The 22060-nt window shown below is 41.4% G+C and carries 19 protein-coding genes; 12 read left to right on the forward strand and 7 right to left on the reverse strand.

Annotated features, from left to right (window positions below; genetic code table 11):
* Positions 1–31: 31 nt before the first annotated feature.
* The 11 genes from pdxA to E4S40_RS09030 all read left to right on the forward strand — a co-directional run bounded on the left by pdxA (position 32) and on the right by E4S40_RS09030 (position 12451).
* On the forward strand, positions 32–1066 hold the full coding sequence (gene pdxA, locus E4S40_RS08980; RefSeq protein WP_135073231.1) for a 4-hydroxythreonine-4-phosphate dehydrogenase PdxA: 1035 nt from the start codon (positions 32–34) through the stop codon (positions 1064–1066).
* Between the two features lie 75 nt (positions 1067–1141).
* Positions 1142–1693, forward strand: a complete 552-nt coding sequence (locus E4S40_RS08985) for a YceD family protein (RefSeq protein ID WP_135073233.1) — start codon at positions 1142–1144, stop codon at positions 1691–1693.
* Positions 1694–1723: 30 nt separating this feature from the next.
* Positions 1724–1915: a 50S ribosomal protein L32 gene (gene rpmF, locus E4S40_RS08990; RefSeq protein ID WP_135073235.1), complete on the forward strand. Its 192-nt coding sequence runs from the start codon at positions 1724–1726 to the stop codon at positions 1913–1915.
* 219 nt (positions 1916–2134) lie between these two features.
* Positions 2135–3133, forward strand: coding sequence for a beta-ketoacyl-ACP synthase III (locus E4S40_RS08995; protein WP_135073237.1), 999 nt, complete (start codon positions 2135–2137; stop codon positions 3131–3133).
* Positions 3134–3157: 24 nt separating this feature from the next.
* Entirely contained in the window at positions 3158–3721 is a 564-nt protein-coding gene (gene efp / locus E4S40_RS09000) for an elongation factor P (RefSeq protein WP_135073239.1), read from the forward strand.
* Positions 3722–3803: 82 nt separating this feature from the next.
* The gene (accB, locus tag E4S40_RS09005; RefSeq protein WP_135073241.1) at positions 3804–4277 is read left to right on the forward strand and encodes an acetyl-CoA carboxylase biotin carboxyl carrier protein; all 474 of its coding nucleotides are present in this window, start codon (positions 3804–3806) and stop codon (positions 4275–4277) included.
* 23 nt (positions 4278–4300) lie between these two features.
* Positions 4301–5650: an acetyl-CoA carboxylase biotin carboxylase subunit gene (accC, locus tag E4S40_RS09010; protein WP_135073243.1), complete on the forward strand. Its 1350-nt coding sequence runs from the start codon at positions 4301–4303 to the stop codon at positions 5648–5650.
* Positions 5651–5805: 155 nt separating this feature from the next.
* On the forward strand, positions 5806–8124 hold the full coding sequence (locus E4S40_RS09015; RefSeq protein WP_135073245.1) for a PSD1 and planctomycete cytochrome C domain-containing protein: 2319 nt from the start codon (positions 5806–5808) through the stop codon (positions 8122–8124).
* Positions 8125–8126: 2 nt separating this feature from the next.
* Entirely contained in the window at positions 8127–9581 is a 1455-nt protein-coding gene (locus E4S40_RS09020) for a DUF1501 domain-containing protein (RefSeq protein WP_135073247.1), read from the forward strand.
* Positions 9582–11708: a c-type cytochrome domain-containing protein gene (locus tag E4S40_RS09025; protein WP_135073249.1), complete on the forward strand. Its 2127-nt coding sequence runs from the start codon at positions 9582–9584 to the stop codon at positions 11706–11708.
* The gene (locus E4S40_RS09030; RefSeq protein ID WP_135073251.1) at positions 11708–12451 is read left to right on the forward strand and encodes a sugar isomerase domain-containing protein; all 744 of its coding nucleotides are present in this window, start codon (positions 11708–11710) and stop codon (positions 12449–12451) included. Before E4S40_RS09025 ends, E4S40_RS09030 begins: the two co-directional genes overlap by 1 nt.
* On the opposite strand, the gene E4S40_RS09035 is transcribed toward E4S40_RS09030, so the two are convergent.
* The 5 genes from E4S40_RS09035 to E4S40_RS09055 all read right to left on the reverse strand — a co-directional run bounded on the left by E4S40_RS09035 (position 12448) and on the right by E4S40_RS09055 (position 18683).
* On the reverse strand, positions 12448–14988 hold the full coding sequence (locus E4S40_RS09035) for a family 20 glycosylhydrolase (RefSeq protein WP_135073253.1): 2541 nt from the start codon (positions 14986–14988) through the stop codon (positions 12448–12450). The genes E4S40_RS09030 and E4S40_RS09035 overlap by 4 nt on opposite strands.
* Positions 14989–15020: 32 nt before the next feature.
* Positions 15021–15899, reverse strand: coding sequence for a formate/nitrite transporter family protein (locus E4S40_RS09040; protein ID WP_135073255.1), 879 nt, complete (start codon positions 15897–15899; stop codon positions 15021–15023).
* Between the two features lie 23 nt (positions 15900–15922).
* Entirely contained in the window at positions 15923–16960 is a 1038-nt protein-coding gene (locus E4S40_RS09045; protein WP_135073257.1) for a hypothetical protein, read from the reverse strand.
* Positions 16961–17041: 81 nt separating this feature from the next.
* Positions 17042–17440 carry a group III truncated hemoglobin gene (locus tag E4S40_RS09050; protein ID WP_135073259.1) on the reverse strand — a complete coding sequence of 133 codons (399 nt, stop codon included), beginning with the start codon at positions 17438–17440 and terminating at the stop codon, positions 17042–17044.
* 1 nt (position 17441) lies between these two features.
* Positions 17442–18683, reverse strand: coding sequence for an alkaline phosphatase family protein (locus E4S40_RS09055; protein WP_135073261.1), 1242 nt, complete (start codon positions 18681–18683; stop codon positions 17442–17444).
* 82 nt (positions 18684–18765) lie between these two features.
* On the opposite strand from E4S40_RS09055, the gene E4S40_RS09060 reads away from it, so the two are divergent.
* Positions 18766–20121: a glucoamylase family protein gene (locus tag E4S40_RS09060; protein ID WP_135073263.1), complete on the forward strand. Its 1356-nt coding sequence runs from the start codon at positions 18766–18768 to the stop codon at positions 20119–20121.
* 4 nt (positions 20122–20125) lie between these two features.
* Here the strand turns inward: E4S40_RS09060 and E4S40_RS09065 are convergent, their stop codons facing one another.
* A complete protein-coding gene (locus E4S40_RS09065) occupies positions 20126–20863 on the reverse strand; it encodes a sulfite exporter TauE/SafE family protein (RefSeq protein WP_135073265.1) in 738 nt (245 codons plus the stop codon).
* Positions 20863–22059 carry a molybdopterin molybdotransferase MoeA gene (locus tag E4S40_RS09070; protein ID WP_135073268.1) on the reverse strand — a complete coding sequence of 399 codons (1197 nt, stop codon included), beginning with the start codon at positions 22057–22059 and terminating at the stop codon, positions 20863–20865. The genes E4S40_RS09065 and E4S40_RS09070 overlap by 1 nt, the downstream gene beginning before the upstream one ends.
* Position 22060 lies beyond the last annotated feature (1 nt).

The following is a 22060-nucleotide window of genomic DNA, read 5'->3' on the forward strand; positions in this document are numbered from 1 at the left end:
TTTTCTACAAGGCGATTTTTGATAGATCAATATGACAGCAAAACCAAGCAAACCCATCATTGGAATCAGTATTGGAGACATCAATGGTATTGGTGTAGAAGTCTGCATGAAAGCATTGCAGGACAATAGGGTCCACAAAAACTTTACTCCGTTGATTTACGGCCATGGTAAAGCACTGAGTATTTACAAGAAAATGCTAGACATGGAAGGGTTCAATTTCCTCCAAATTCGAAATCTGGAAGAAATTCAACCCAAGCGAATTAACGTCATCAATGTGATGGAAGAGTGCCCCGAAATCATCCCAGGGGTAGAAACGCAGGAGGCTGGAAAATTGGCTTTGGAAGCGCTAAGACAAGCGGTAGAAGACCTAAAAGAAGGGAGAATCCAGGCTCTTGTTACGGCACCTTTGAATAAAAACAACATCAATTCTGAGGAATTAAAATTTGTAGGTCATACGGAATACATTACCAATGCTGTCGGCGCAAAGGAAAGTTTAATGTTTTTAGTTTCCGACAGACTCCGGGTAGGTTTGGTGACAGGTCATATACCCTTAGCTGAAGTGTCGAAAGCAGTCACAGTGGAAAAAATCAAGCAAAAGGCCAACTTGATGCTGAAAAGCCTAGAGCAGGATTTCGGCATCAACCGACCAAAAATTGCCATTTTGGGAATGAACCCTCATGCTGGGGAAGATGGATTATTGGGAAAAGAAGAACAGGAGGTGATTCGTCCTGCAATCAACCAATTGAAAGAAGAAAACAAATTAGTTTTTGGCCCCTACCCTTCTGATGGATTTTTTGGAATGATGCATCAGACAAAATTTGATGGAATTTTAGCCATGTATCATGATCAAGGTTTAATTCCTTTCAAATCCATGTCCTTCAGCGATGGCGTAAATTTCACGGCCGGATTGCCTGTAATTCGCACTTCACCTGACCATGGAACGGCCTACAATATCGCCGGCAAAGGTCTAGCCGATGAAGGCTCAATGCAGGCTGCAATTTTCCTAGCCTCTGATATCTTGAAGCAACACTATGCCGAAATGGAAGAATCAGAAGAGGGTACCTAAAATATATCTTGCAGAAAATTTCAAAAACATAAAAAATTAGCTATTTTTGCGGTCTTAAAATCGAGAAGAGAAGTCGTGAAATTCTTGCAGCACTTTGATATTGAGGTGATTAAATACCGAGAAGGTGCTCACGAACTGGAATTCCAGGTCACTGATCGGTTTTTTGACGAATTTGAAGACAATGATCTTGTCAACAAAGGAAATTTGACCGTACGGGTCAAAATGGATAAGGGAGTCAATTTGATTGAAATGGATTTTAAAATCCAAGGTTCGGTTCACCTTACCTGTGACCGCAGCTTGGAAGAGTTCGATTATCCTCTGGATATCGAGGAATCCATTATTTTCAAATACGGCTCTGAAGAAAAAGAAATTGATGAGAATATCTTCATGATCACTCGGGATACGCCTTCTATTAATGTAGCCCAGTTGATTTATGAATTTATTTTACTAGCGATTCCAGCGAAAAAGATTCATCCAGATTATCGAAATGAATTGGATGAGGAGGAAAGCGAAGCCGAAGGACAGTACGTTTACTTCGATTCTGAATCCGAAAAGGAAGAAGAATCCTCAAACGATGAACCGGGAAGCATCGATCCTCGTTGGGAAAAGCTGAAGAAATTAAAATAACGAATCTGAAACTCTTAAATCACGCATAAAATGGCACATCCTAAACGAAAGATTTCTAAAACCAGAAGAGATAAAAGAAGAACTCACTATAAGTTGGAAGCTCCTGGTTTGGCAAAATGTCCTACAACCGGTGAATTGCACCTTCCTCACAGAGCTTTCTGGCTTGACGGAAAATTGTACTACAAAGGACAAGTTATCATCGAAAAAGAGGTTTTGGCTTAATACCAAACCAAAAAGCATAAAAAATCCACTTCCTCACCGAAGTGGATTTTTTGTTTTTTAACTCAAATATAATTCATTACATATCAGTCATTTAGCATTTTGTAAATGGAATAATTTTGGTGGTAAGGGGCATTTATGATATTTTTGACCTTCTTTACAAAAAACCTTTCAACCTAAGGAATATAAAGCCTTCCCGAAGGCTTTTCTAACCCAATTCGAATGGAGAAAATTAGAGCCATGATCACCGGTGTTCAAGGATATGTTCCAGAATATCGGCTGACCAACAAAGAGCTTGAAAAAATGGTGGAAACCAACGATGAATGGATCACCAGTAGAACAGGCATTAAAGAAAGAAGAATTTTAAAAGGGGAAAATCAAGGAACCTCTGTTTTGGGAATCGAAGCCGCAAAGGGGCTTTTGGAAAAAACCAACACCGATCCCATGGACGTGGAAGTAATTATCTGCGCTACGGTGACCCCAGATATGCCTTTCCCAGCTACCGCTAACATCATTGCTGATAAAATCGGAGCTAAAAAGAGTTTCAGTTTTGACATATCGGCTGCCTGCTCAGGCTTCCTATACGCCTTACAGCTAGGAGCACAATTCATTGAGTCTGGTACCCATAAAAAAGTAATGGTCATAGGCGCAGACAAAATGTCCTCCATAGTAGATTACCAGGATCGAACAACCTGCATCCTATTTGGAGATGGTGCTGGTGCTGTATTGCTGGAACCTGCTGAGGGAGACTTAGGTATTCGAGATGCCATTCTTCGAGCTGACGGATCAGGCGAACCTTACCTACACATGAAAGCAGGCGGAAGCCGAAGACCAGCTAGCCATGAAACAGTTGAAGCTCGTGAGCATTACGCTTATCAAGAGGGTTCCACTGTATTTAAATTTGCTGTTACAAACATGGCAGATGTCAGCGCTGAAGTGATGGAGCGAAATGGTCTAAAAGGTGATGATGTAGCTTGGCTAGTACCACATCAGGCTAACAAGCGTATTATTGACGCCACTGCCAATCGCATGGGTGTGGGACCTGAAAAGGTAATGATGAATATCGAGCGCTACGGAAATACCACCGCTGCTACCATTCCGCTTTGCTTATGGGACTACGAAAAGCAGCTTCATAAAGGGGATAACCTTATCCTGGCAGCATTTGGTGGTGGTTTCACTTGGGGAGCTATCTATGTAAAATGGGCTTATGACCCAAAATAAAACAGTATAAACTCAAAATTTAATATGGCATCGACAGCAGATTTTAAAAACGGACTCTGTCTAGAAATGAATAATGACATCTGGAGTATTGTAGAATTTCAGCATGTCAAACCAGGTAAAGGGGCAGCATTTGTCCGAACAAAATTGAAAAGTCTTAAGACAGGGAAAACCCTGGATAAAACTTTCAATGCGGGAGAAAAAGTAACCACTGCTCGAGTAGAAAAGCGCCCACATCAGTTTATTTATAAGGACGATATGGGTTACAATTTCATGGACACAAATACCTTCGAACAGATTCTAATTGAAGAGTCTTTGATCGAGCGTCCAGAATTATTGAAGGAAGGTCAGGAAGTGGATATTTTAATTCATGACGAGACAGAAACTCCCCTGTCTGTAGAATTGCCTCCTTTCGTTGAATTGATGATTACTTATACTGAGCCCGGAATCAAAGGAGACACAGCAACCAATGCATTAAAGCCTGCTACATTGGAAACCGGTGCGACTGTGATGGTCCCGCTTTTTGTCGATCAAGATACCATGATTAAGGTTGATACGAGAGACGGTTCTTACTCCGAGCGGGTAAAATAACTTCAAGCTGCAGGGCAAACCTGCGGCTTTTCTTATTTAATATCGAACTACCAGCCTATGAAGGCCTTAATTTAAAGACCCTATGAAAGCAAAAGAAATTCAAGAACTAATCGATTATATCTCTAACTCTGGTCTTGCAGAAGTAAAGATCAAAACGGAGGAATTCGAACTTTCCATTAAGAAGTATGCCGATCAAAATGTACGCATGGTAGAGGCAGCTCCTGCTCCTGTACCAGTGGCTGCAGCACCAGCTCCTGCCCCTGCACCGGCTGCCTCAGCTCCGGCTCCTAGCCCAGCAGAGTCAACTTCTAATTTGGTGGAGATCAAATCACCAATGATCGGAACTTTCTACACTAGCCCAAATCCTGACTCTCCTACTTTTGTCAATGTCGGAGACACTGTGAAAGCTGGCCAAACAGTATGTATCATCGAAGCCATGAAGCTTTTCAATGAGATTGAATCAGAAGTTTCTGGTAAAATCGTGAAAGTGTTGGTTGCTAATGCATCGCCAGTAGAATATGACCAACCACTTTTCCTAGTTGATCCAGCTGGTTGATTTTTCACAAAACCCAAGTAATTGTGTTCAATAAAATATTAATAGCCAATCGCGGAGAAATTGCCCTTCGGGTCATCCGAACCTGTAAGGAAATGGGCATTAAGACGGTGGCAGTATACTCCACAGCAGATAAAGACAGCTTGCACGTTCGTTTTGCTGATGAAGCTGTTTGCATAGGTCCTGCTCCAAGCCGGGAATCCTACCTGAATATCCCTCGTATTATCGCGGCTGCAGAAATCACCAATGCAGATGCTATCCATCCAGGTTATGGATTCCTATCTGAAAACGCCGAATTCTCCAAAATCTGTGAAGAATACGGAATCAAATTCATCGGTGCTTCTCCGGAGATGATCGCCAAAATGGGTGATAAGGCCACTGCAAAAGCTACCATGAAGGCAGCTGGAGTACCAACAATTCCTGGATCTGAAGGGCTACTTGACTCTGTAGAACAAGGCATCAAGCTAGCCAATGAAATGGGCTATCCGGTAATACTCAAAGCTACAGCCGGTGGAGGAGGAAGAGGAATGCGTATTGTCCGAGGAGATAATGAATTTCAAAAAGCCTGGGATGATGCCAAGATGGAATCAGGCGCTGCTTTTGGTAACGATGGTTTGTATTTGGAAAAATTCGTTGAAGAACCAAGGCATATCGAAATTCAAATAGTTGGTGATAGCACAGGAAGAGCTTGTCATCTATCCGAACGAGACTGCTCGATCCAGCGAAGACACCAAAAACTAGTTGAAGAAACCCCTTCTCCATTTATCACTGAAGAACTTCGAAAAGCGATGGGTGAAGCAGCCATCAAGGGTGCTGAAGCTATTGGCTACGAAGGAGCTGGTACTATTGAGTTTTTGGTTGATAAAAATCGGAACTTCTACTTCATGGAGATGAATACCCGAATTCAGGTAGAACATCCTATTACTGAAGAAGTAACCGATTTTGATTTGATCAAAGAGCAAATTAAAGTTGCGGCAGGAGAAAAAATCAGCGGTAGAAATTACTTTCCAAAGCTTTATGCGATGGAATGTAGAATCAATGCCGAAGACCCTGCCAATGGATTCCGGCCAAGCCCGGGAAAAATACAAAACCTTCACCTACCAGGTGGCCGTGGCGTTCGAGTAGATTCTCATGTCTATGCGGGATATGTCATTCCACCAAACTATGACTCCATGATTGCCAAGCTGATTGTTAGTGGGCAGACTCGAGAGGAAGTTATTGTAAGGATGAAGCGTGCACTAGAAGAATTTGTGATTGATGGTATCAAAACAACAATTCCATTCCATATCGCGCTTTTGGATAATGAACAATTCAAAGAAGGTAACTTTACTACCAAGTTCTTGGAGACTTTTGATTTTTCAGTCGTGAAAGCTTAAGCCTCCAAAAAAACAACTATCGAAAAGCCATCCTTCCGGATGGCTTTTTCATTTATGTATTAATCCAATAATTCATTCTTCTCTTTTTTACTTTAAATAAAGAATCTTTGTTAAATTTTTTCCATAACTTAAAATTGAAAATCAAGCAATTAAGGATGTCATTTTGGAGGAAATATATTTTTGGGTTGGTCGCAACCACTTCTGTTTTTTTGGGCTCCTGCAGTCAAGAAAAGGAAAAAACCTCCACACTAGGTTCAGCAGATCAAATTAGCTACAACTTCCACATACGGCCTATTCTTTCCGATAAATGCTTTGCTTGTCATGGTCCTGATGCAAATAAGAGGGAAGCGGACCTTCGTTTAGATGTTGAATCTGCTGCATTTGCTGCTTTGAAAGAAAATCCAAGCAGACATGCTTTGGTGGCTGGTGATCCACAAAACTCGGAAGTTTTTGTACGGATTACCTCCGAAGATCCAGCTGAATTGATGCCTCCATCAGAATCAAACCTTGCTCTTTCAGAAGAAGAAATAGATTTGATCAAAAAATGGATTGAACAGGGAGCTAAATACGAACCCCATTGGGCCTTTGTCAAAGCTGAGAAGGTTACACCTCCACCAGTGAATGAATGGACCATCAATGAGATTGATCAGTTCACCTTTCAAAAAATGGGGGAAATGGGATTAGAGCCTAATCCTCAAGCTGCCCCTTATGAGTTGATCAAGCGAGCAAGTTTGGATTTAACTGGTCTGCCTCCCTCCCCTGAATTGATTGATCGATACGGGGATTTTTCAGGTGAAAATTCCTATGAAGATTTATTGGATGGATTATTAGCTCAACCTTCTTTTGGTGAAAAATTAGCAATTCTTTGGATGGATATTTCTCGCTATGCGGACAGTTATGGCTACCAAGATGATAATATCAGAACCCAATGGCCCTATCGGGACTGGGTGATTCATGCCTTCAATAATAACCTACCATATGACCAATTCATTACTTGGCAATTAGCCGGAGACTTACTACCCAACCCTACCAAAGAACAGATTTTAGCGACTGCCTTCAATCGAAATCATAAATACACAGAAGAAGGTGGAGTCATCGATGAAGAGTATCGCATTGAGTATGTTTTGGATAAAACCAACACTTTCAGCAAAGGATTGCTTGGACTTACCATGGAATGCGCCCAATGCCATGACCATAAATATGACCCCATTTCACAAAAAGAATATTTTGAATTATTCGCCTTTTTCAACAATACTCCTGAAAAAGGATATGAAGGCGATGTCAGCATCTCAAAACCAGCAAAAACACCTATTCTTTGGATTGAACAGGATGATTTGGATGGTATTTTGAATTTTATAAACCATTCAGACACTAGCCGATTGAGCGTATCCGTGATGGGTGAACTGGACGAAGAAAAGTCCCGAACCACTTACATCTTGAATCGAGGCGTTTATGATGCGCCGACTGAGCCTGTTGCGCCCTCTACTCCTACATCTATTCTGGAATTCCCGGATAATCTTCCTCAAAACAGACTGGGATTGGCCCAATGGACTACAAGTCAAGATAATCCTTTGACTGCCCGAGTCTTTGTCAATTTGATTTGGCAGGAGATTTTTGGAACGGGTATCGTGAAATCAGCAGGAGACTTTGGAATGCAGGGAGACCTTCCCTCCCATCCTGAATTACTGGATTGGTTGGCTGTGGACTTTATGGAAAATGGCTGGGATATCAAGCGATTGTTTAAGCAGATTATGAGTTCGGCTACTTACAAGCAATCAGCTAAAGTCAGTTCAAAACAACTGGAAATTGATCCAGAGAACATCTACCTGTCACGCGCACCTCGCCTTCGGCTTCCAGCAGAAAATGTTCAGGATTTGGTTTTGGCGAGTAGCGGGCTTTTAGTCAAAAAATTGGGTGGGCCAAGTGTCAAGCCCTATCAGCCTGGAGGTATATGGGAGGCAGCTTCCTCAGGAAGAGGGGAATTGGCCACTTACAGGCAAGATCATGGAGAGAGCCTTTACCGAAGGGGACTCTACAACTTTATCAAATTAACAGTACCACCTCCAAAGGCAATCATTTTCGATTCCAGTAATCGGGATCGATGTGAAGTTGGCAGAGGCCGTACCAATACCCCTCTACAAGCATTGGTGATGATGAATGACCCTTTGGTTTTGGAGGCTTCGCGAGTTTTGGCTAGTAAGCTACTAGAAAAGCATGAAGATGTTCAGGATGCTATGGAAGAGGCTTTTACCAGAATCGTTTGCCGTCCTATCAAGGAAAAAGAGCGGGATCTTTTGGCAAATTATTTTGAAGATCAATTGGATCGATTTGAATCAAACCCAGATCAAATCCGGCCCACTTTAGAAGTAGGTGAATATCCTTTGGATTCTGATGCGATCAATTCAAAAACAGCAGCCCTAATGCAGGTAATTGTGAGTTTATACAATTTGGAAGAAACCATAACCAAAATCTAAGCATGGAGAAGAAATTATTGGAGCATGGGCTGAATTTGAACCGAAGGAAATTCCTATCCAGGCTAAGTCTAGGATTGGGAAGTGCAGCTTTGGGATCTTTGCTGATTCCGGACCTTTTCCGAGGTCAAAGTAAAGAGGAAGATGCAATTATGGCAGCTTTACCTCATTTTGCACCCAAGGCAAAACGGGTTATTTATCTTTTCCAAAATGGAGCACCCTCTCAGCTGGAAACATTTGACTACAAGCCTTTACTTCAAAAAAGCTACGGACAAGACCTTCCAGAATCAATTCGAATGGGACAACGATTGACCGGCATGACCGCTGATCAGGAGCGTTTCCCATTAGTAGGTTCTTATTATGATTTTCAGCAATACGGCGAAAGTAGGGCCTGGATTTCTTCTATATTCCCTTACACCGCCAAAGTGGTGGATGATCTTTGCATCATCAAATCCATGCATACGGAAGCCATAAATCATGATCCGGCTTTGACCTTTTTCCAAACCGGAGCACAAGTTGGGAACCGCCCTAGCATGGGCTCCTGGCTAAGTTATGGTTTGGGAAGTGAAAACAGTAATCTTCCAGCTTTTTGCGTGCTTCTCAGCCGAGGAAAAGGAAATGGACAAGGAGTATATAGTAAATTATGGAGTAATGGATTTCTTGATGCTACCCACCAAGGAGTTCAGTTTTCTAATTCCGAAGATCCAGTCCTATACCTTCGAGATCCGCATTCCATGAGCCGAACAGAGCGAAGAAAAATGCTCGATCAAATTGCCTCAATGAATGAGCTCAATTATCAGGAATTCAACGATCCGGCAATCACAGCCAAAGTTCAGCAGTATGAAATGGCTTATCGCATGCAGACCGCAGTTCCGGAAATCACCGATGTTTCCAAAGAACCAGACTCCATTGTGAAATTATATGGACCGGATTGCCTCGTACCTGGAACCTATGTCGCAAATTGTCTCCTGGCCAGAAAGCTTTCCGAAAGTGGCGTTCGCTTTGTCCAACTCTATCATCAAGGTTGGGATCAACATGGAAACTTACCAAATGAAATGGCCCAGCAAGCCAAAGATGTAGATCAAGCTTCAGCCGCCCTGATTACTGATTTAAAGCAACGAGGATTATTGGATGAGACTTTGGTGATATGGGGAGGAGAATTCGGTCGAACCAATTACTGTCAAGGTAAGATTCAAGTAGATAACTATGGTCGAGACCATCACCCACGGGCTTTCTCAATATGGATGGCTGGAGGAGGCGTAAAGCCGGGAATTGTCTATGGAGAAACAGATGAGTTTGGCTATAACATCGTCGAGAATCCAGTTCATGTTCACGATTTTCAGGCAACAGTCCTTCATCTGCTAGGAATTGACCACGAGCGCTTAACCTTCAAACATCTAGGCAGAAGATATCGCCTCACGGATGTTTCCGGCCATGTTGTAAAAGATATTCTTGTCTAAATGTCTAGCCCATTTTCCAAACTCAACTCCATCTTGGAAAACCTGCTATTTGTTTGGCTGGGACTTTCCTTCATTCTTCTAATCGGAGAAAAAGCAATTGATTTATCCCCCTTGCTTCAGGTAATAGGAAGAGGGCATCCTCTTCTACTCCATTTTCCCATTACCTTAATCCTGATTGGAGTCATTTTTTTACTTTTTCCATCCTTACGAAAAAATGAAAGCATCCGAGATTTCGGAGCCAAATCACTGCTTTGGGGAAGCAATTTGGCGGGGATTACCGTTATCTCCGGATTAATTTTAGCCAGAGAGGATTACGAAGGCAACTCCTTACTTTGGCATCAATGGTCGGGAATGGCGACCTTTTGGGGAGCAACTTTGATCTATTTTTTCCAAAAAAGAAACCCAAAACAAATTGGGATTCCTGCAGCCGCATTAGGAGTTTGCTTGACGCTAACTGGGCACTTGGGAGCAAATATCACTCATGGTGAAAACTATTTATTAGCTCCTTTAACACCTCCTGAAGAACAGGTTCCTTTGGCAGAAGCAGAAGTTTTCGATCATGTAATCCAACCCATTCTCCAAGCCAAGTGTGAAAGTTGCCATAGGGAAGGAAAGTCAAAAGGAGAGCTTCGAATGGATCATCTGACAGAATTGAAGAAAGGCGGTAAATCAGGCCCATTCGTTGTTGCGGGAGATTTGGCACAATCGCTTTTGATCCAACGGATCAATCTTCCGATGGAGGAAGAAGATCATATGCCTCCTAAAAACAAAGCCCAATTAACAGAAGAAGAACTTCAAATATTAACAGCATGGATAGAATCGGGTGCTAGTTTTGAAGGAAAAGTAGTAGACCTTCCTCAAGAAAGTGAGTTTTTTCAACTGGCCTCTGTCCGTTTTACCACCGAGGAAACCTATGATTTTGAGCCTACCTCTTCATCTACGATCGAGAACCTAAATACCTTTTTCAGAAAAGTCAGCCCGGTCTATCCTGAATCCCCAGCATTGGAAGTTTCTTACTTCGGGATATCTGCATTCGATCCTAATTCTTTGAAAGATCTTCAAAAAATAAAGGAGCAATTGGTTACCCTTCGATTAGACAAAATGCCGCTTTCTGAAGTCAATTTGGATTTCTTAAATGATTTCCCAAACCTGAGAGAATTGTCTTTGAATTTCACAGATCTGACAGCAGAACAATTAGAAAACTTTCCTGCATTGATGCAATTGGAAGATTTGTCTTTATCAGGAAACTCATTGACTCCAGATGCTGTCAAGAGAATTTCCAAATTGGAAAATCTACAGAATCTTTTTCTCTGGAATACCGGATTAAGCAACTCTCAAAAACAGCAACTTTCAGAACTATTACCTGACACAAGAATCGATTTTGGATTTGATGGAAAAGGAATCATTCTTCCTTTAAACAGCCCCAAAATCTCGCAAGACCGCGTTTTGTTTTCGGATAGCCTTCGAATCGAATTAAGCCATCCAATCCAAAGTGCTTCTATTCGCTATACTCTTGACGGAACAGAGCCCGATAGTATGAATAGTCTCGTTTATTCGAAACCAATTTTTGTAAAAACATCTGGAAAACTTCGGGCAAAAGCCTATGCTCCTGAATGGATAGGATCAGAAGAAATCACTTCAGTATTTATGAAGGCAGGCTTAAAACCTGAAAATGTGGAGCTTATCACTCAACCTAGCCCTAATTACAAAGCTCAACTTGAAAGAACTCTTTTTGATCAAATCAAAGGAAAAAACAACCATACCTCTGGAGAATGGTTGGGATATAGCGATAGAGCATTTGAAGCTGAATTTTCTCTTTCCGAAACCCAACATCCTTCCACTATCGGCATCAGTTTATTGTATCACGAAGGAGCATATATCTTTCCTCCGGTTAAAGTCGAAATTATAGGTTGGAAAAAAGGGAAATCAGAAATCCTCATAGTAGATCAGCCCACCCAATCGGAAAAAATAAGAGAAATCAGGTCGGAACTCCTGACTTATAAACTCCCTGGTGAGAACTTTGAAAAAATCCAGGTGAAACTCCACCCTATCCCATCGCTTCCCAAGTGGCATCCTGGAGCAGGTGCAAGAGGATGGGTATTTATTGATGAAATCCTTCTAAATTGATGTCACAGGAAAAAGCCTTTCTTCGCTACCAACATACAATTGAAAAGAAACTTCAACAGGCCTTTTCACAAACAGAAACCATTGATAAAGCTGCGGGTTGGGTTGCTGATAGCATTCAAAACCTAGGTTGGATTTTTACAAGTGGAACAGGCCATTCACATCTTTTGGCTGAGGAGATTTTTTATCGGGCTGGTGGGTTTACCAGAGTCAAACCGATTTTAGATCCTCCCCTGATGCTGCACATTAGTGCATCCGAAAGTTCCCATATCGAAAGGCAGGAAGGTTATGCCACACACCTTTTATCCAATTATCAAATCGGTGAAAAGGACCTTTTCTTTCTCTTTAGTAATTCTGGAAGAAACGCTGTACCAATCGAATTGGCAATGGAAGCCAAAAACAGAGGTGCTAGGGTTATTTGTATCACCAATTTAACGCACAGCCAATCGGTCGATTCGCGGCACTCATCCAATTTGCGTTTATTTGAAGTTGCTGATTTGGTGTTGGATAATTTTGGTGAAATCGGTGATGCTTCCATTGACATCCAAGGCTTGAAAGGAAAAGTTGGAGCAACGTCTACTGTCATCGGAGCAGCTTTGCTTCATGCCATCCTATGCCAAGCTGTGGAAATCCTAATTGATCGAGGAGTAGACCCTGAAGTCTTTATCAGTGCGAATACTGAGGAAGGAGAAGCTGCAAATGAACGGCTGATTGAAAAATACAAAGGGGAAGTTCCTCCCCTTTAGTCCTCTAATTGACTGACATTACTTCCTTGACCGTTTGGTGAAAAGGCTCTGAATCGAAGATTTGGAGAATACGGGATTGGTCCTTCATACAAAGAATCTTGCATACTTGGAACTCGACCATTGCTAGTATAGCGAATTTCTAATCCCGGCAATTGGAGGTTCGCAAAAACCTGATCACCCACTCGCTTCAACCCTGGAGCTGGAATCCGGATTTTGTAACCACCTTGAAATACCTCCAATCGAGGGACTTCCAATTGAGCTACTTGATTGGCAAAAAGATTCCATTCATTTTGACGAAGTGCCTTTTTTTCTTCTGTATTAGAAGCTGATGCCCAAGTAGGATCTCCCTCCCAAGCCCGCTGAGCCAATCCAAAAATCTTGGGAATTACATAATATTCCAGCATATCAGGTGTTTTGACTGTCTCGGTCCACAATTGCCCCTGAATCCCCAAAATATTCTTCTTCCCTTCTTCTGACAAATTCTCAAATTTTTCCTTCGCTTCCTCCCAATTCCAAACCGCCCCATCAATAGTTTGGTCATGTGAAAGGAAAAATTTACTCGGTACAGTCTTCCAGCTTTGGTACATGTCACCCACACCAGACCAGGTATGCCCTCTTTCGCGTGGATCCCAATCATAGGCCAAGTCAAAATAGTAGTTGGCACTGGAGCTGATTACCACCGGAAAACCAGCATTAGCCAGAAGGTAAGCCATGTCTTCTCCTTCCCATCCAGCAACTGCATTCCAAGCATATAATCTCCAATTTCGATCCGCAAAATTCGGATTTGGAACCACTTTGCCATTTTCCACTAGTTGCCCTATCTCTTCCCAACCTGCTTGCTGAATTCCTTCATTTTTTAGAAAAAATCCAATTCTCGAACGAAAATAAGGCCCTAAATCTTCTTGTTTCAAAGACTTGTTTTCAGCCAAAAATTCCTGGCAAATCGGTGATTTTTCCCAAACACCGTGTGGAACCTCATCCCCTCCTGTATGAAAAACTTTCAAAGGAATTCCTACTTCTTGATACATTCCTTTCATCTCCATTACCACTGTTTCAAAAAAGTGGTAAACTGACTCTTTACACACACAAACCGTGTTATCTCGGAAATTTTGAGCAGACAAATATTCAGACTGATCATCTGGATCGATCAATCGAAATTCTTCGGCTTTTTCTAGATCACCAACCTTTTGAAAACGCTCATAGCGCTTTTCCATGGATTTGATGGCAGCTCGGGAATGGGCTGGAAAACCTATTTCTGGGATCACTTCAATTTGTCTTTCTTTGGCATATTGAAGAATTTCCTTGAAGTCTTCTTGGGTATAAAACCCAGAACCCGGAGTCTCTTCTGAAGAAATTCCAGAACCATAAAATGGCCACTGAAAATCTGCTTCATCTTCAGAAAAACCTCTCTTTGACCCATATTGGGTGAGTTCTGGCAAAGACTCAATCTCTATTCGCCAACCTTCATCATTTGCTAAATTGAAGTGGAAAGTATTTAGCTTGTACAAAGCCATTAAATCCAAGATTCGAAAAATTTCTTCCTTCGTCTGAAAGTTTCGAGCGACATCCAGGAAGAAACCACGATAGGAATAGGCTGGAGAATCCTCAATGGAAATTTGCGGAAGAAGTAATCCTTCAGTATTGCCTTTCCAAAAATCCGCTGGTTGTAAACCTAAAAATGATTGAACACCATAAAAAGCTCCTCGCTCATCACTTGCCAAAATCAAAACTCGTCGATCGCGAATCTCTATGGAATAACCCTCTGATGGAAAACCATCCTTTTGGGAAATACGGATTTGAATCGGCTTTTCTGTTTTCAGAATTTCCGGATTGTAATTCTCTTTAATTCGCTTTGTCAGGAAAGTAGCAGCCTCAGCAAAGGATTTATCTCCCACCACAGCCAAACCTGCCCGAGTTACCCATTGAGTCTCTCCATTTATTTTCCATGATTTAGGACTTGGAAGAAAAGGCGGTAAATCTTCTTTAGGCAATAGAGACAGTCCTTCATTTTGTTCGAATAATCGAGCAGGCGTTGGAATGGGTAGCCGGGAATCTGCTGCCAGGTTTTGCAATTCCCAAACACTCATTTCAGATTTCTCAAATTGAATATCCGAAACAATTGTACCATTTGCGAGGGTGAAAATCGGAGCCTCAGGTGCATGATTATTCTTCAAATAAGGATTCCTGCTACGATAAGATATTTTTAAAGTCTCCCCATTTGGAATCGCCGCCTCTTTCCCTTTTCCAGTCAATACAAAAAAATCACCAGCCAAATGTTGTAATTCAATTCCTGGATTTTCAAGTTGTGCTTTTAGGTCAAAAAATATGGAGTTGAAATATAGCTTCCATCCTGCCTCAATACTTTGACCCGAATGGTTTTCAATCACAAATTGAGCCTGATGGTAAGTGTCAGCATCTAATTGATTTTCCAATAATTCCCATTCGATATTCAACCCTTTTTTATTGTCAGTTTGGGCTTCACATGCTCCAATCATAATTGAAAAGATGAGGAAAAAGGAAAGTATAAATCGATTCATGAAATGCTTGTTAACGAGGGAATTTGAAAATTTCAATTTCCAATATTGAAGACAAAAGCCCGGTATTTCAACAAAGCCACGAAAATGGCACCGCCAAATGCATTTCCCAATAAGGCCGTTGATTGGAATTCCAGGTAATCAAAAAAGGAAATTTGATCGGAAACCAGAAAGCCAGAAAATACTTCAATACTACCAATAATACTATGATGAAGGCCGGCAAAAGCAAGCACGGAAGTAATCAAAAAGATCATCACAATTCGGCTGATAGTGTCTCGGGAAGATGCTAAAAGCCAAGACAATAGACCCATCAGCCAACCTGCTATTACTGCACTCACAAAAACTACAGGAATGGTCCCATGAGTCACATGGAGGGCTATGGTTTCCACCACAAAATGTTCAAAAATACCTAATCGAGGACCCAACCAAACCAGCACCAAACTCATGAAATATCCACCCAATAAATTACCTGCAATAACCAGCCCCCAAAGTCGCATCATGCTTGGAAAACTTCGCTTTTTATTCAGGACAGGAAGAGTAAGAAGCGCTGTTTGTTCAGTAAAAAGTATGCTTTGCCCGAGCACTACCAAGATGAAACCCAATGGATAAACAAGTGAAATACTTTTGAAAATCTCCTCCTGATCCACTCTTCCATCGAGATAGAAGTAAAAAGTACATAATAGGAGAAAACTAAAGCTGATCTCTAAGCCGGCAGTGAAGGAACTCAATAAAATACTGCTGGTGCTTTTGTCGTAGGTTTCTAGCGCTTCGGTAATTTGATCCCGAAGGATTTCCCCATGTGTTTTAGCTCCGTCAGTGTTCTTATTTTTCGTCTTATTGATGTGACGATCAATTTCCAACTGCCTCTCCCGCTCTAGTTGTTCAGGAGTTTTTTCTTTCTTATTCCAAATCATATAACTTCCAATGCTTGTCGATATTAGTAACTTCTACAAGCTGAGACAATTTGATTTTCAAAAGCCTTATCATTTCTCAAGATATCAAAAAAATCGCCCAGAAAGCGGGAAGTTTCTCTATACTCAGCAGGACTAAGATAGGATTCATAATCAGATGCAATTTCCATGATTCGGCCCTCCTTTTCCAAAAATTCTGCCCTCACCTCCTCGAAGAATTCTCGCTCCCTACAAAACCCACGGTATAAACGATCAGTCACCTTTTCTATATCTACCAGATTACTGACTTGAGCATATGGAGGATTCACTAAACCTGTCATGTCAAAATCATAAGCCAGAGGAATCAGTCTTTCTTCAGGAAGTAATAGAATCTTGGAGTTGTGGCGGAATAGACTGGAAAAATCCGTATTGCCGATCAACATTTGAAAATAATCATGGCGAACAGAAGGCAAGGGCTCCATCAAACTTCCCAAAATCTTTTTCCCCTCTAAAATCTCTCCATCAAATCGATCAGCTACATCGTCATCATCTTCCAATAAAAATCCCAATAACTCTATCTCCTCTTCTTTTCTATCATCTTCATTGATAAAAGTGATTCGCATCATACGAGTTTGAAAGGTGTATTCTGAAACTTCTTCAAAAATCTGATAGGCCATAAATTCCTTGGCCACATAAGAATCGGCATTTTTGGCTCTGGAGCATGGAAAGACAACTTTCAGGCTTTTGTTTTCTTCAAAAATCGTCCCTTCGCGATTTTTCTTTTTGATCTTCATCCTCAAAGGAGGATAGTAGCAATTGGTCAAACGGAAATTTCCCCTCACCCGAAGTTCCACAGGAATTTCTTCCCAATTTCCTTCCGAATCTTTCAGCCAAATGACTTCATCCACGAAGGTGCTATCATTGGTATCTTTCCGAATATCCTTGACAGAAAATTGCATTTTCACATCAATGATTTCATCCGAATCAAAAAGATCCCCTTGAGCAAAAGCTGGAAATGAAAAGAGAATAAGTATGGCAAGTAAAAGACCTGAAAAGGATCTAAATAGCAAGTTAAAGTAGCGCATGAGAGAAAAATTTGACCTAAATAAAGTTCAAATAAGCTACAAAAAAATCCTGAAAATCAAGCTTTCCCCATTCAAATAATTCTATTTAGGACGAGCTTCCCAGATTCGCATAAATAACATATGAGCCATTCTTCGGGCATGTTCTTTTGCAAAATCTGCTACCTCTCCTTCGAAGTATTGATCAATGGTTTCGAACCATAACTCCAGCCAATTACCGAAATGAACCTGATCGATTTGATGGTCAACAGCTTCATCGACATCTCGATGGACCTGGGCAGGATTAAATTTTCCCGCTCCTGGACCTGATTGCAAAAGTATGATCTCCCAAAAATCACTCAAATGCACCAAATGATGATCCCAATCTTTTACAACTTGATTGAAAACCGGCCCCAGAAGACTATGAGCTCGGATTTTTTCATAAAACCTCCGAACCAAAAAATCGATTTCTTCCCGACTTTCTATCGGTAGCCGTCCTTTCATCCTATTTTAATATTGGAGCCAATACTTCCAATTTTCCGTCAATTCCATCTGGAACAGGCAGTCCCAAAATCTTGCAGATCAAAGGATAAATATGGTAATTCTCAAACGGCTCAATTACTAATCCTTCCTTGATTTGAGGTCCTTTGGCATAAAAAATTCCCTGCATTTCTTGATAGTCCGGACTATAGCCATGCTCCCCGAAGACATCGGTTTTATTCATGGCAGAGCGGTTTTGATAACGGAACATACCACGCTCATCTGCCAAATAATATCCCAAATCAGGCATAATCAGCAGATCCCCCATCAAATCTGCATGCAAGCTCAAATCTTTGTAATATTCCCTATCAGCCACGTCTACCACATGGATATGGTTTCCCCTGCTTTCGATTAGCTGAATTACCTTTTTCTTCTCTGAAGGATCATTTAAATGAATATGAGCTAAAGCTCCAGAGTTCACCACGCGAGCATTAATGCCTTCTGTTAGTTCAGTCAGATTTAGCAGATTTTCCTTAGGAACATCAACCATTCCATGGTCAGAAACAATCACTATATGAACGGGCAAATCAAAACTGGCCACTCCTTCGAAAAGTGCTCCTAATTCATGATCCAACCTATCTAAGGTTTTTTTCAACTGCTCACCATTATTTGGACCATAACGATGGCCGGTATCATCCATATCTGAAAAGTACATAGTAATCATCTGTGGACGCTCAGATTCCGGTAACTGAAGCCACTCAAAAACTTTTGAAATTCTCGTCAGATTAGGAACATTTCCATCATAATCATAATAGTAGCTTGGCCGAATTCCTTGAACATCCGCTTCACTACCTACGAAGAAATAACTGGCTGACTTCATTTCATTTTGCTCCGCCAAAACCCAAAGTGGAGTTCCTCCATACCAAGTTCCATCTGTCACCACTTCCCGATTGGAAATGGAGTATTGCTTATTCTTCTCAGGATTCCAGAAGTTATTATCAACTAGCCCGTGATGCTCGGGCTTCATTCCTGTTGCTATGGTATAATGATTGGGAAATGTCTTACTGGGAAATGAAGGAATCAAACCCTTTGCAGCAGTACCTTCTTTGATAAATTGGCTTAGATTTTTTGGCTGAAAACGCTCTACATAATCATATCTAAAACCATCCAGAGAAATTAATATGACGTAATTTTTCTGATTATCCTGAGCAAACGAAAAAACTGAAACTTGGAGAAAGAGAATGAAGGAAAGGACAAACCGCCACATAGTTTTTTGTTCAAAATTATAGCCCCCTTCCCTCTAATTCAATCTATTTCTTAAATTATTTGCTCGACTTACCAATCCATCTATGAAAACCCAATATTTGCTCCTCTTTTCTTTCTTATTTGCTTGCTCTCCCGAATCCCAACTGGATAATAAAATAGAACCTGTTTCACACATTCACTTGGGACTATCCGATGAAGAATTACTCGATACAGTTCAATTTTACACTTTTCAATATTTCTGGTCTGGAGACGAGGAAAATTCTGGAATGGCACCTGAAAGAATCCATATAGATGGAAATTACCCCGATAATGATTCACATATTATCACTACCGGTGGAACAGGAATGGGATTAATCGGTATTCTTGGTGCAATCGAACGTGGATGGATCGCCCGTACGGAAGCAGTATTAAGATTCGAAAAAATGCTCAATTTCTTGGAAAAGGCCGATCGCTTTCATGGAATTTGGCCGCATTGGCTGGATGGCAAAACGGGAAAAGTCAAACCTTTCAGCCCAAAAGATGATGGAGCGGATCTAGTCGAATCAGCATTTTTGATCCAAGGCTTATTAGTAGTCCGAGAATACTTTAAAAATGGCTCTGAATCGGAACAAGCAATCAGTAATCGTATCCAGAAACTCTGGGAAGAAATGGAATGGGACTGGCATACCCAAAACGGAAAAAACGTTTTGTACTGGCATTGGTCACCCAACTATGGCTGGGATATGAATTTTGCACTTGAAGGATACAATGAGACTCTTATTACTTACATATTGGCGGCAGCCTCCCCTACTCATTCAATTGATCCCGCTGCCTATCATGAAGGTTGGGCTCGGTCTGGAGGAATTAAATCCAGCAATGCAGGAGCTTTTGGCTATACCCTTCAGCTTAAACATAATGGAGCGGAAGAAATGGGAGGCCCGCTATTTTGGGCACATTATTCATATCTCAGCCTAAATCCAAATGGGCTTCGAGATCAGTATGCAGATTACTGGCAGGAAAACCTCAACCAAACCCTCATCAACCGGGCTTGGTGTATAGAAAATCCCGGGAACTTTAATGAGTATGGAGAAAAACTATGGGGGTTGACAGCCTCGTACTCGACTGATTTTTACCATGCGCATCGACCGGGAGATGATACGGGTGTGATTTCTCCTACTGCGGCAGTATCTTCCATTGTTTACACTCCGAAAGAGTCGATGGAAGTGATTCGGAATCTTTATGAAAATTATGGCGAAAAGGTATTTGGACCTTACGGATTCTACGACGCTATGAGTCCTCACCATGACTTTTTTCCGCAGCGCTACTTAGCAATCGATCAAGGCCCTATGGTAAGCATGATAGAAAATTATCGGACTAGACTGGGTTGGCAATTATTTATGAACGCACCTGATATTCAAGAAGGATTAAAGAAGTTGGGTTTTGAATTTGAGGTTCCTTGATTTCCTAGCTGAGCATCAATTTGATAGATGCGAATAGAAGCACAAAGGCTAGGAGGTATTTGAGGGATTTGACCGAAAACTTTTTGGCTCCTAGGTAAGCTCCTAAAATTCCTCCTGCTACAGTCAGTGGAACCAAAATCCATAATTCCTCTTTCAACGGAAGTTGGTAAATACTAGCTCCCAAAAATCCTGCAACGGAATTCAGAAAAATAAAAAGAGCACTCAAAGCTGCTGTTTCTTTCACTCCAGCCCAGCCTAGCATGAGCACAATGGGTGTCAGAATAATTCCTCCTCCAATACCTATCATTCCAGACAAAAATCCAATCAAAAGTCCGAGCAAGGGTCCCATCCACCACTTTCGGTCTAGCTTCTTTTCATCGGCTATAGGAAAAACACCAGCAAACTTCAGGGCTGGAAAAAGCAATAAGGCCCCTAAGACTTTTTTGTAAATCGATGCATCCAGCAAAATCGTCCCTCCGAGATAAGCCGCAGGAATGGAAAAGATGATCAAGGACCAAAATAACTTGGTCGGAAAGACTCCTGCTTTTCGATAATTCAAAAAGGAAGCCATGGAAACCATCATATTGAGAATCAGGGCCGTCGGACGGATTTCTTCTGGAGCAAAACCCAACAATGCCAAAATCATCAAGTAAGAACTTGCCCCTCCATGCCCCACGGAAGCATATAAAAAAGCCGCAAAAGGCATGAGAATAAACAGCCCATAGTAAATCAGATCTTCCATTACCAAGGGTAAAATTTCACCAATGAACCAGCATCTAGTTTTTCTACATCTTCAGGGATTTCCACAAAGCCTGAAGCAGTTCCGAAAGAAATCAAGTTGAAGGACTCCTGACCTTGCAGAACCCGAATTTGACTCCCCAATTTCTCTGCCTTCAAAAATTGAGTCAGGGGAATCTTTTTCTCAAAACCCTCCATCAAAGGCAACCATTCAAATTGTTCCCAAGCCGAACTATCTCCTTTTAAAGAAAGCAGAAAAGGCTTGACGTATTGCATAAAACAAGAAAGGACAGAAGCAGGATTACCAGGCAAGGCAAAAACCATTTTATCACCTTTTCTTCCTACGAAAAGGGGTTTTCCAGGCCTCTGTTTGATTTTGTAGAAAAGCGTCTCGACTCCATTTTCCTGCATAGCTTCTTGCACAAAATCATATTCCCCAACAGAAATCCCACCCGTTACCAAAACTACATCTGACTCTTCCAAAGCCTGAGCTATGGACTCAATCACTTTTTCTTTATCATCAGAAACTTTTCGAGTAGTTATTTTTCCGATTCCCAAAGAGGAAAGCCAAGCTTCCAATGCGGGTCCATTGGCATTGTATATTTGACCTGCTTCAAGGGCTTCTCCTACATTTTTGATTTCATTTCCAGTCAGGAGAATACTGACAGTAGGAAGCCCCCAAACACTCACTTCTTTTATACCGACAGAAGCCAATAAGCTCACCGTACCCGGTGTGATTTTGCCCCCTTTTTTAGCGACAATGCTTCCTTCTTTACACTGGGAACCGCGATAGCGGACATGGCTTCCTTTTACTAAATAATCTTTATGAATAACAATCTGATCACCCTGTCGCTCGACTTTCTCCTGCATAATAACTGTATCCGCTCCAGGAGGAATTGGCGCCCCTGTAAAAATCCGAACTGCCTGTCCCTTTTCTAAAACTTGCTCTCTAAAACTCCCTGCTGCAACCTCACCGACAATTTGTAGAGAAATAGTATCCTTTTGATTATTTAAAAATTCATCATTCCAACAAAATGCATATCCATCCATTGCGGAATTATCAAAAGATGGAACATCCAATCGGGAATTGACTGCCTCTGCCAAAAAATAACCGCAGGATTCTGAAATGGGTATTGTAATTACCTGCCTATGAATTTGCTGTTTTTGTAAAATGGCCTTTGCTTCGGAAACACTGATCATT

The organism is Algoriphagus kandeliae, from assembly GCF_004571135.1.
Taxonomy (GTDB): Bacteria; Bacteroidota; Bacteroidia; order Cytophagales; family Cyclobacteriaceae; genus Algoriphagus; species Algoriphagus kandeliae.

Excerpts from the sequence above, each read along its gene's own strand:
- accB (WP_135073241.1), top strand. The coding sequence starts at position 3,804 with ATGAAAGCAAAAGAAATTCAAGAACTAATCGATTATATCTCTAACTCT.
- efp (WP_135073239.1), top strand. The coding sequence starts at position 3,158 with ATGGCATCGACAGCAGATTTTAAAAACGGACTCTGTCTAGAAATGAAT.
- E4S40_RS08995 (WP_135073237.1), top strand. The coding sequence starts at position 2,135 with ATGGAGAAAATTAGAGCCATGATCACCGGTGTTCAAGGATATGTTCCA.
- E4S40_RS09070 (WP_135073268.1), bottom strand. The coding sequence starts at position 22,059 with ATGATCAGTGTTTCCGAAGCAAAGGCCATTTTACAAAAACAGCAAATT.
- E4S40_RS09050 (WP_135073259.1), bottom strand. The coding sequence starts at position 17,440 with ATGAAAGGACGGCTACCGATAGAAAGTCGGGAAGAAATCGATTTTTTG.
- E4S40_RS09020 (WP_135073247.1), top strand. The coding sequence starts at position 8,127 with ATGGAGAAGAAATTATTGGAGCATGGGCTGAATTTGAACCGAAGGAAA.
- E4S40_RS09040 (WP_135073255.1), bottom strand. The coding sequence starts at position 15,899 with ATGATTTGGAATAAGAAAGAAAAAACTCCTGAACAACTAGAGCGGGAG.
- pdxA (WP_135073231.1), top strand. The coding sequence starts at position 32 with ATGACAGCAAAACCAAGCAAACCCATCATTGGAATCAGTATTGGAGAC.
- E4S40_RS09045 (WP_135073257.1), bottom strand. The coding sequence starts at position 16,960 with ATGCGCTACTTTAACTTGCTATTTAGATCCTTTTCAGGTCTTTTACTT.
- E4S40_RS09030 (WP_135073251.1), top strand. The coding sequence starts at position 11,708 with ATGTCACAGGAAAAAGCCTTTCTTCGCTACCAACATACAATTGAAAAG.
- E4S40_RS09035 (WP_135073253.1), bottom strand. The coding sequence starts at position 14,988 with ATGAATCGATTTATACTTTCCTTTTTCCTCATCTTTTCAATTATGATT.
- rpmF (WP_135073235.1), top strand. The coding sequence starts at position 1,724 with ATGGCACATCCTAAACGAAAGATTTCTAAAACCAGAAGAGATAAAAGA.
- E4S40_RS09055 (WP_135073261.1), bottom strand. The coding sequence starts at position 18,683 with ATGTGGCGGTTTGTCCTTTCCTTCATTCTCTTTCTCCAAGTTTCAGTT.
- E4S40_RS09065 (WP_135073265.1), bottom strand. The coding sequence starts at position 20,863 with ATGGAAGATCTGATTTACTATGGGCTGTTTATTCTCATGCCTTTTGCG.
- E4S40_RS09015 (WP_135073245.1), top strand. The coding sequence starts at position 5,806 with ATGTCATTTTGGAGGAAATATATTTTTGGGTTGGTCGCAACCACTTCT.
- E4S40_RS09025 (WP_135073249.1), top strand. The coding sequence starts at position 9,582 with ATGTCTAGCCCATTTTCCAAACTCAACTCCATCTTGGAAAACCTGCTA.
- E4S40_RS09060 (WP_135073263.1), top strand. The coding sequence starts at position 18,766 with ATGAAAACCCAATATTTGCTCCTCTTTTCTTTCTTATTTGCTTGCTCT.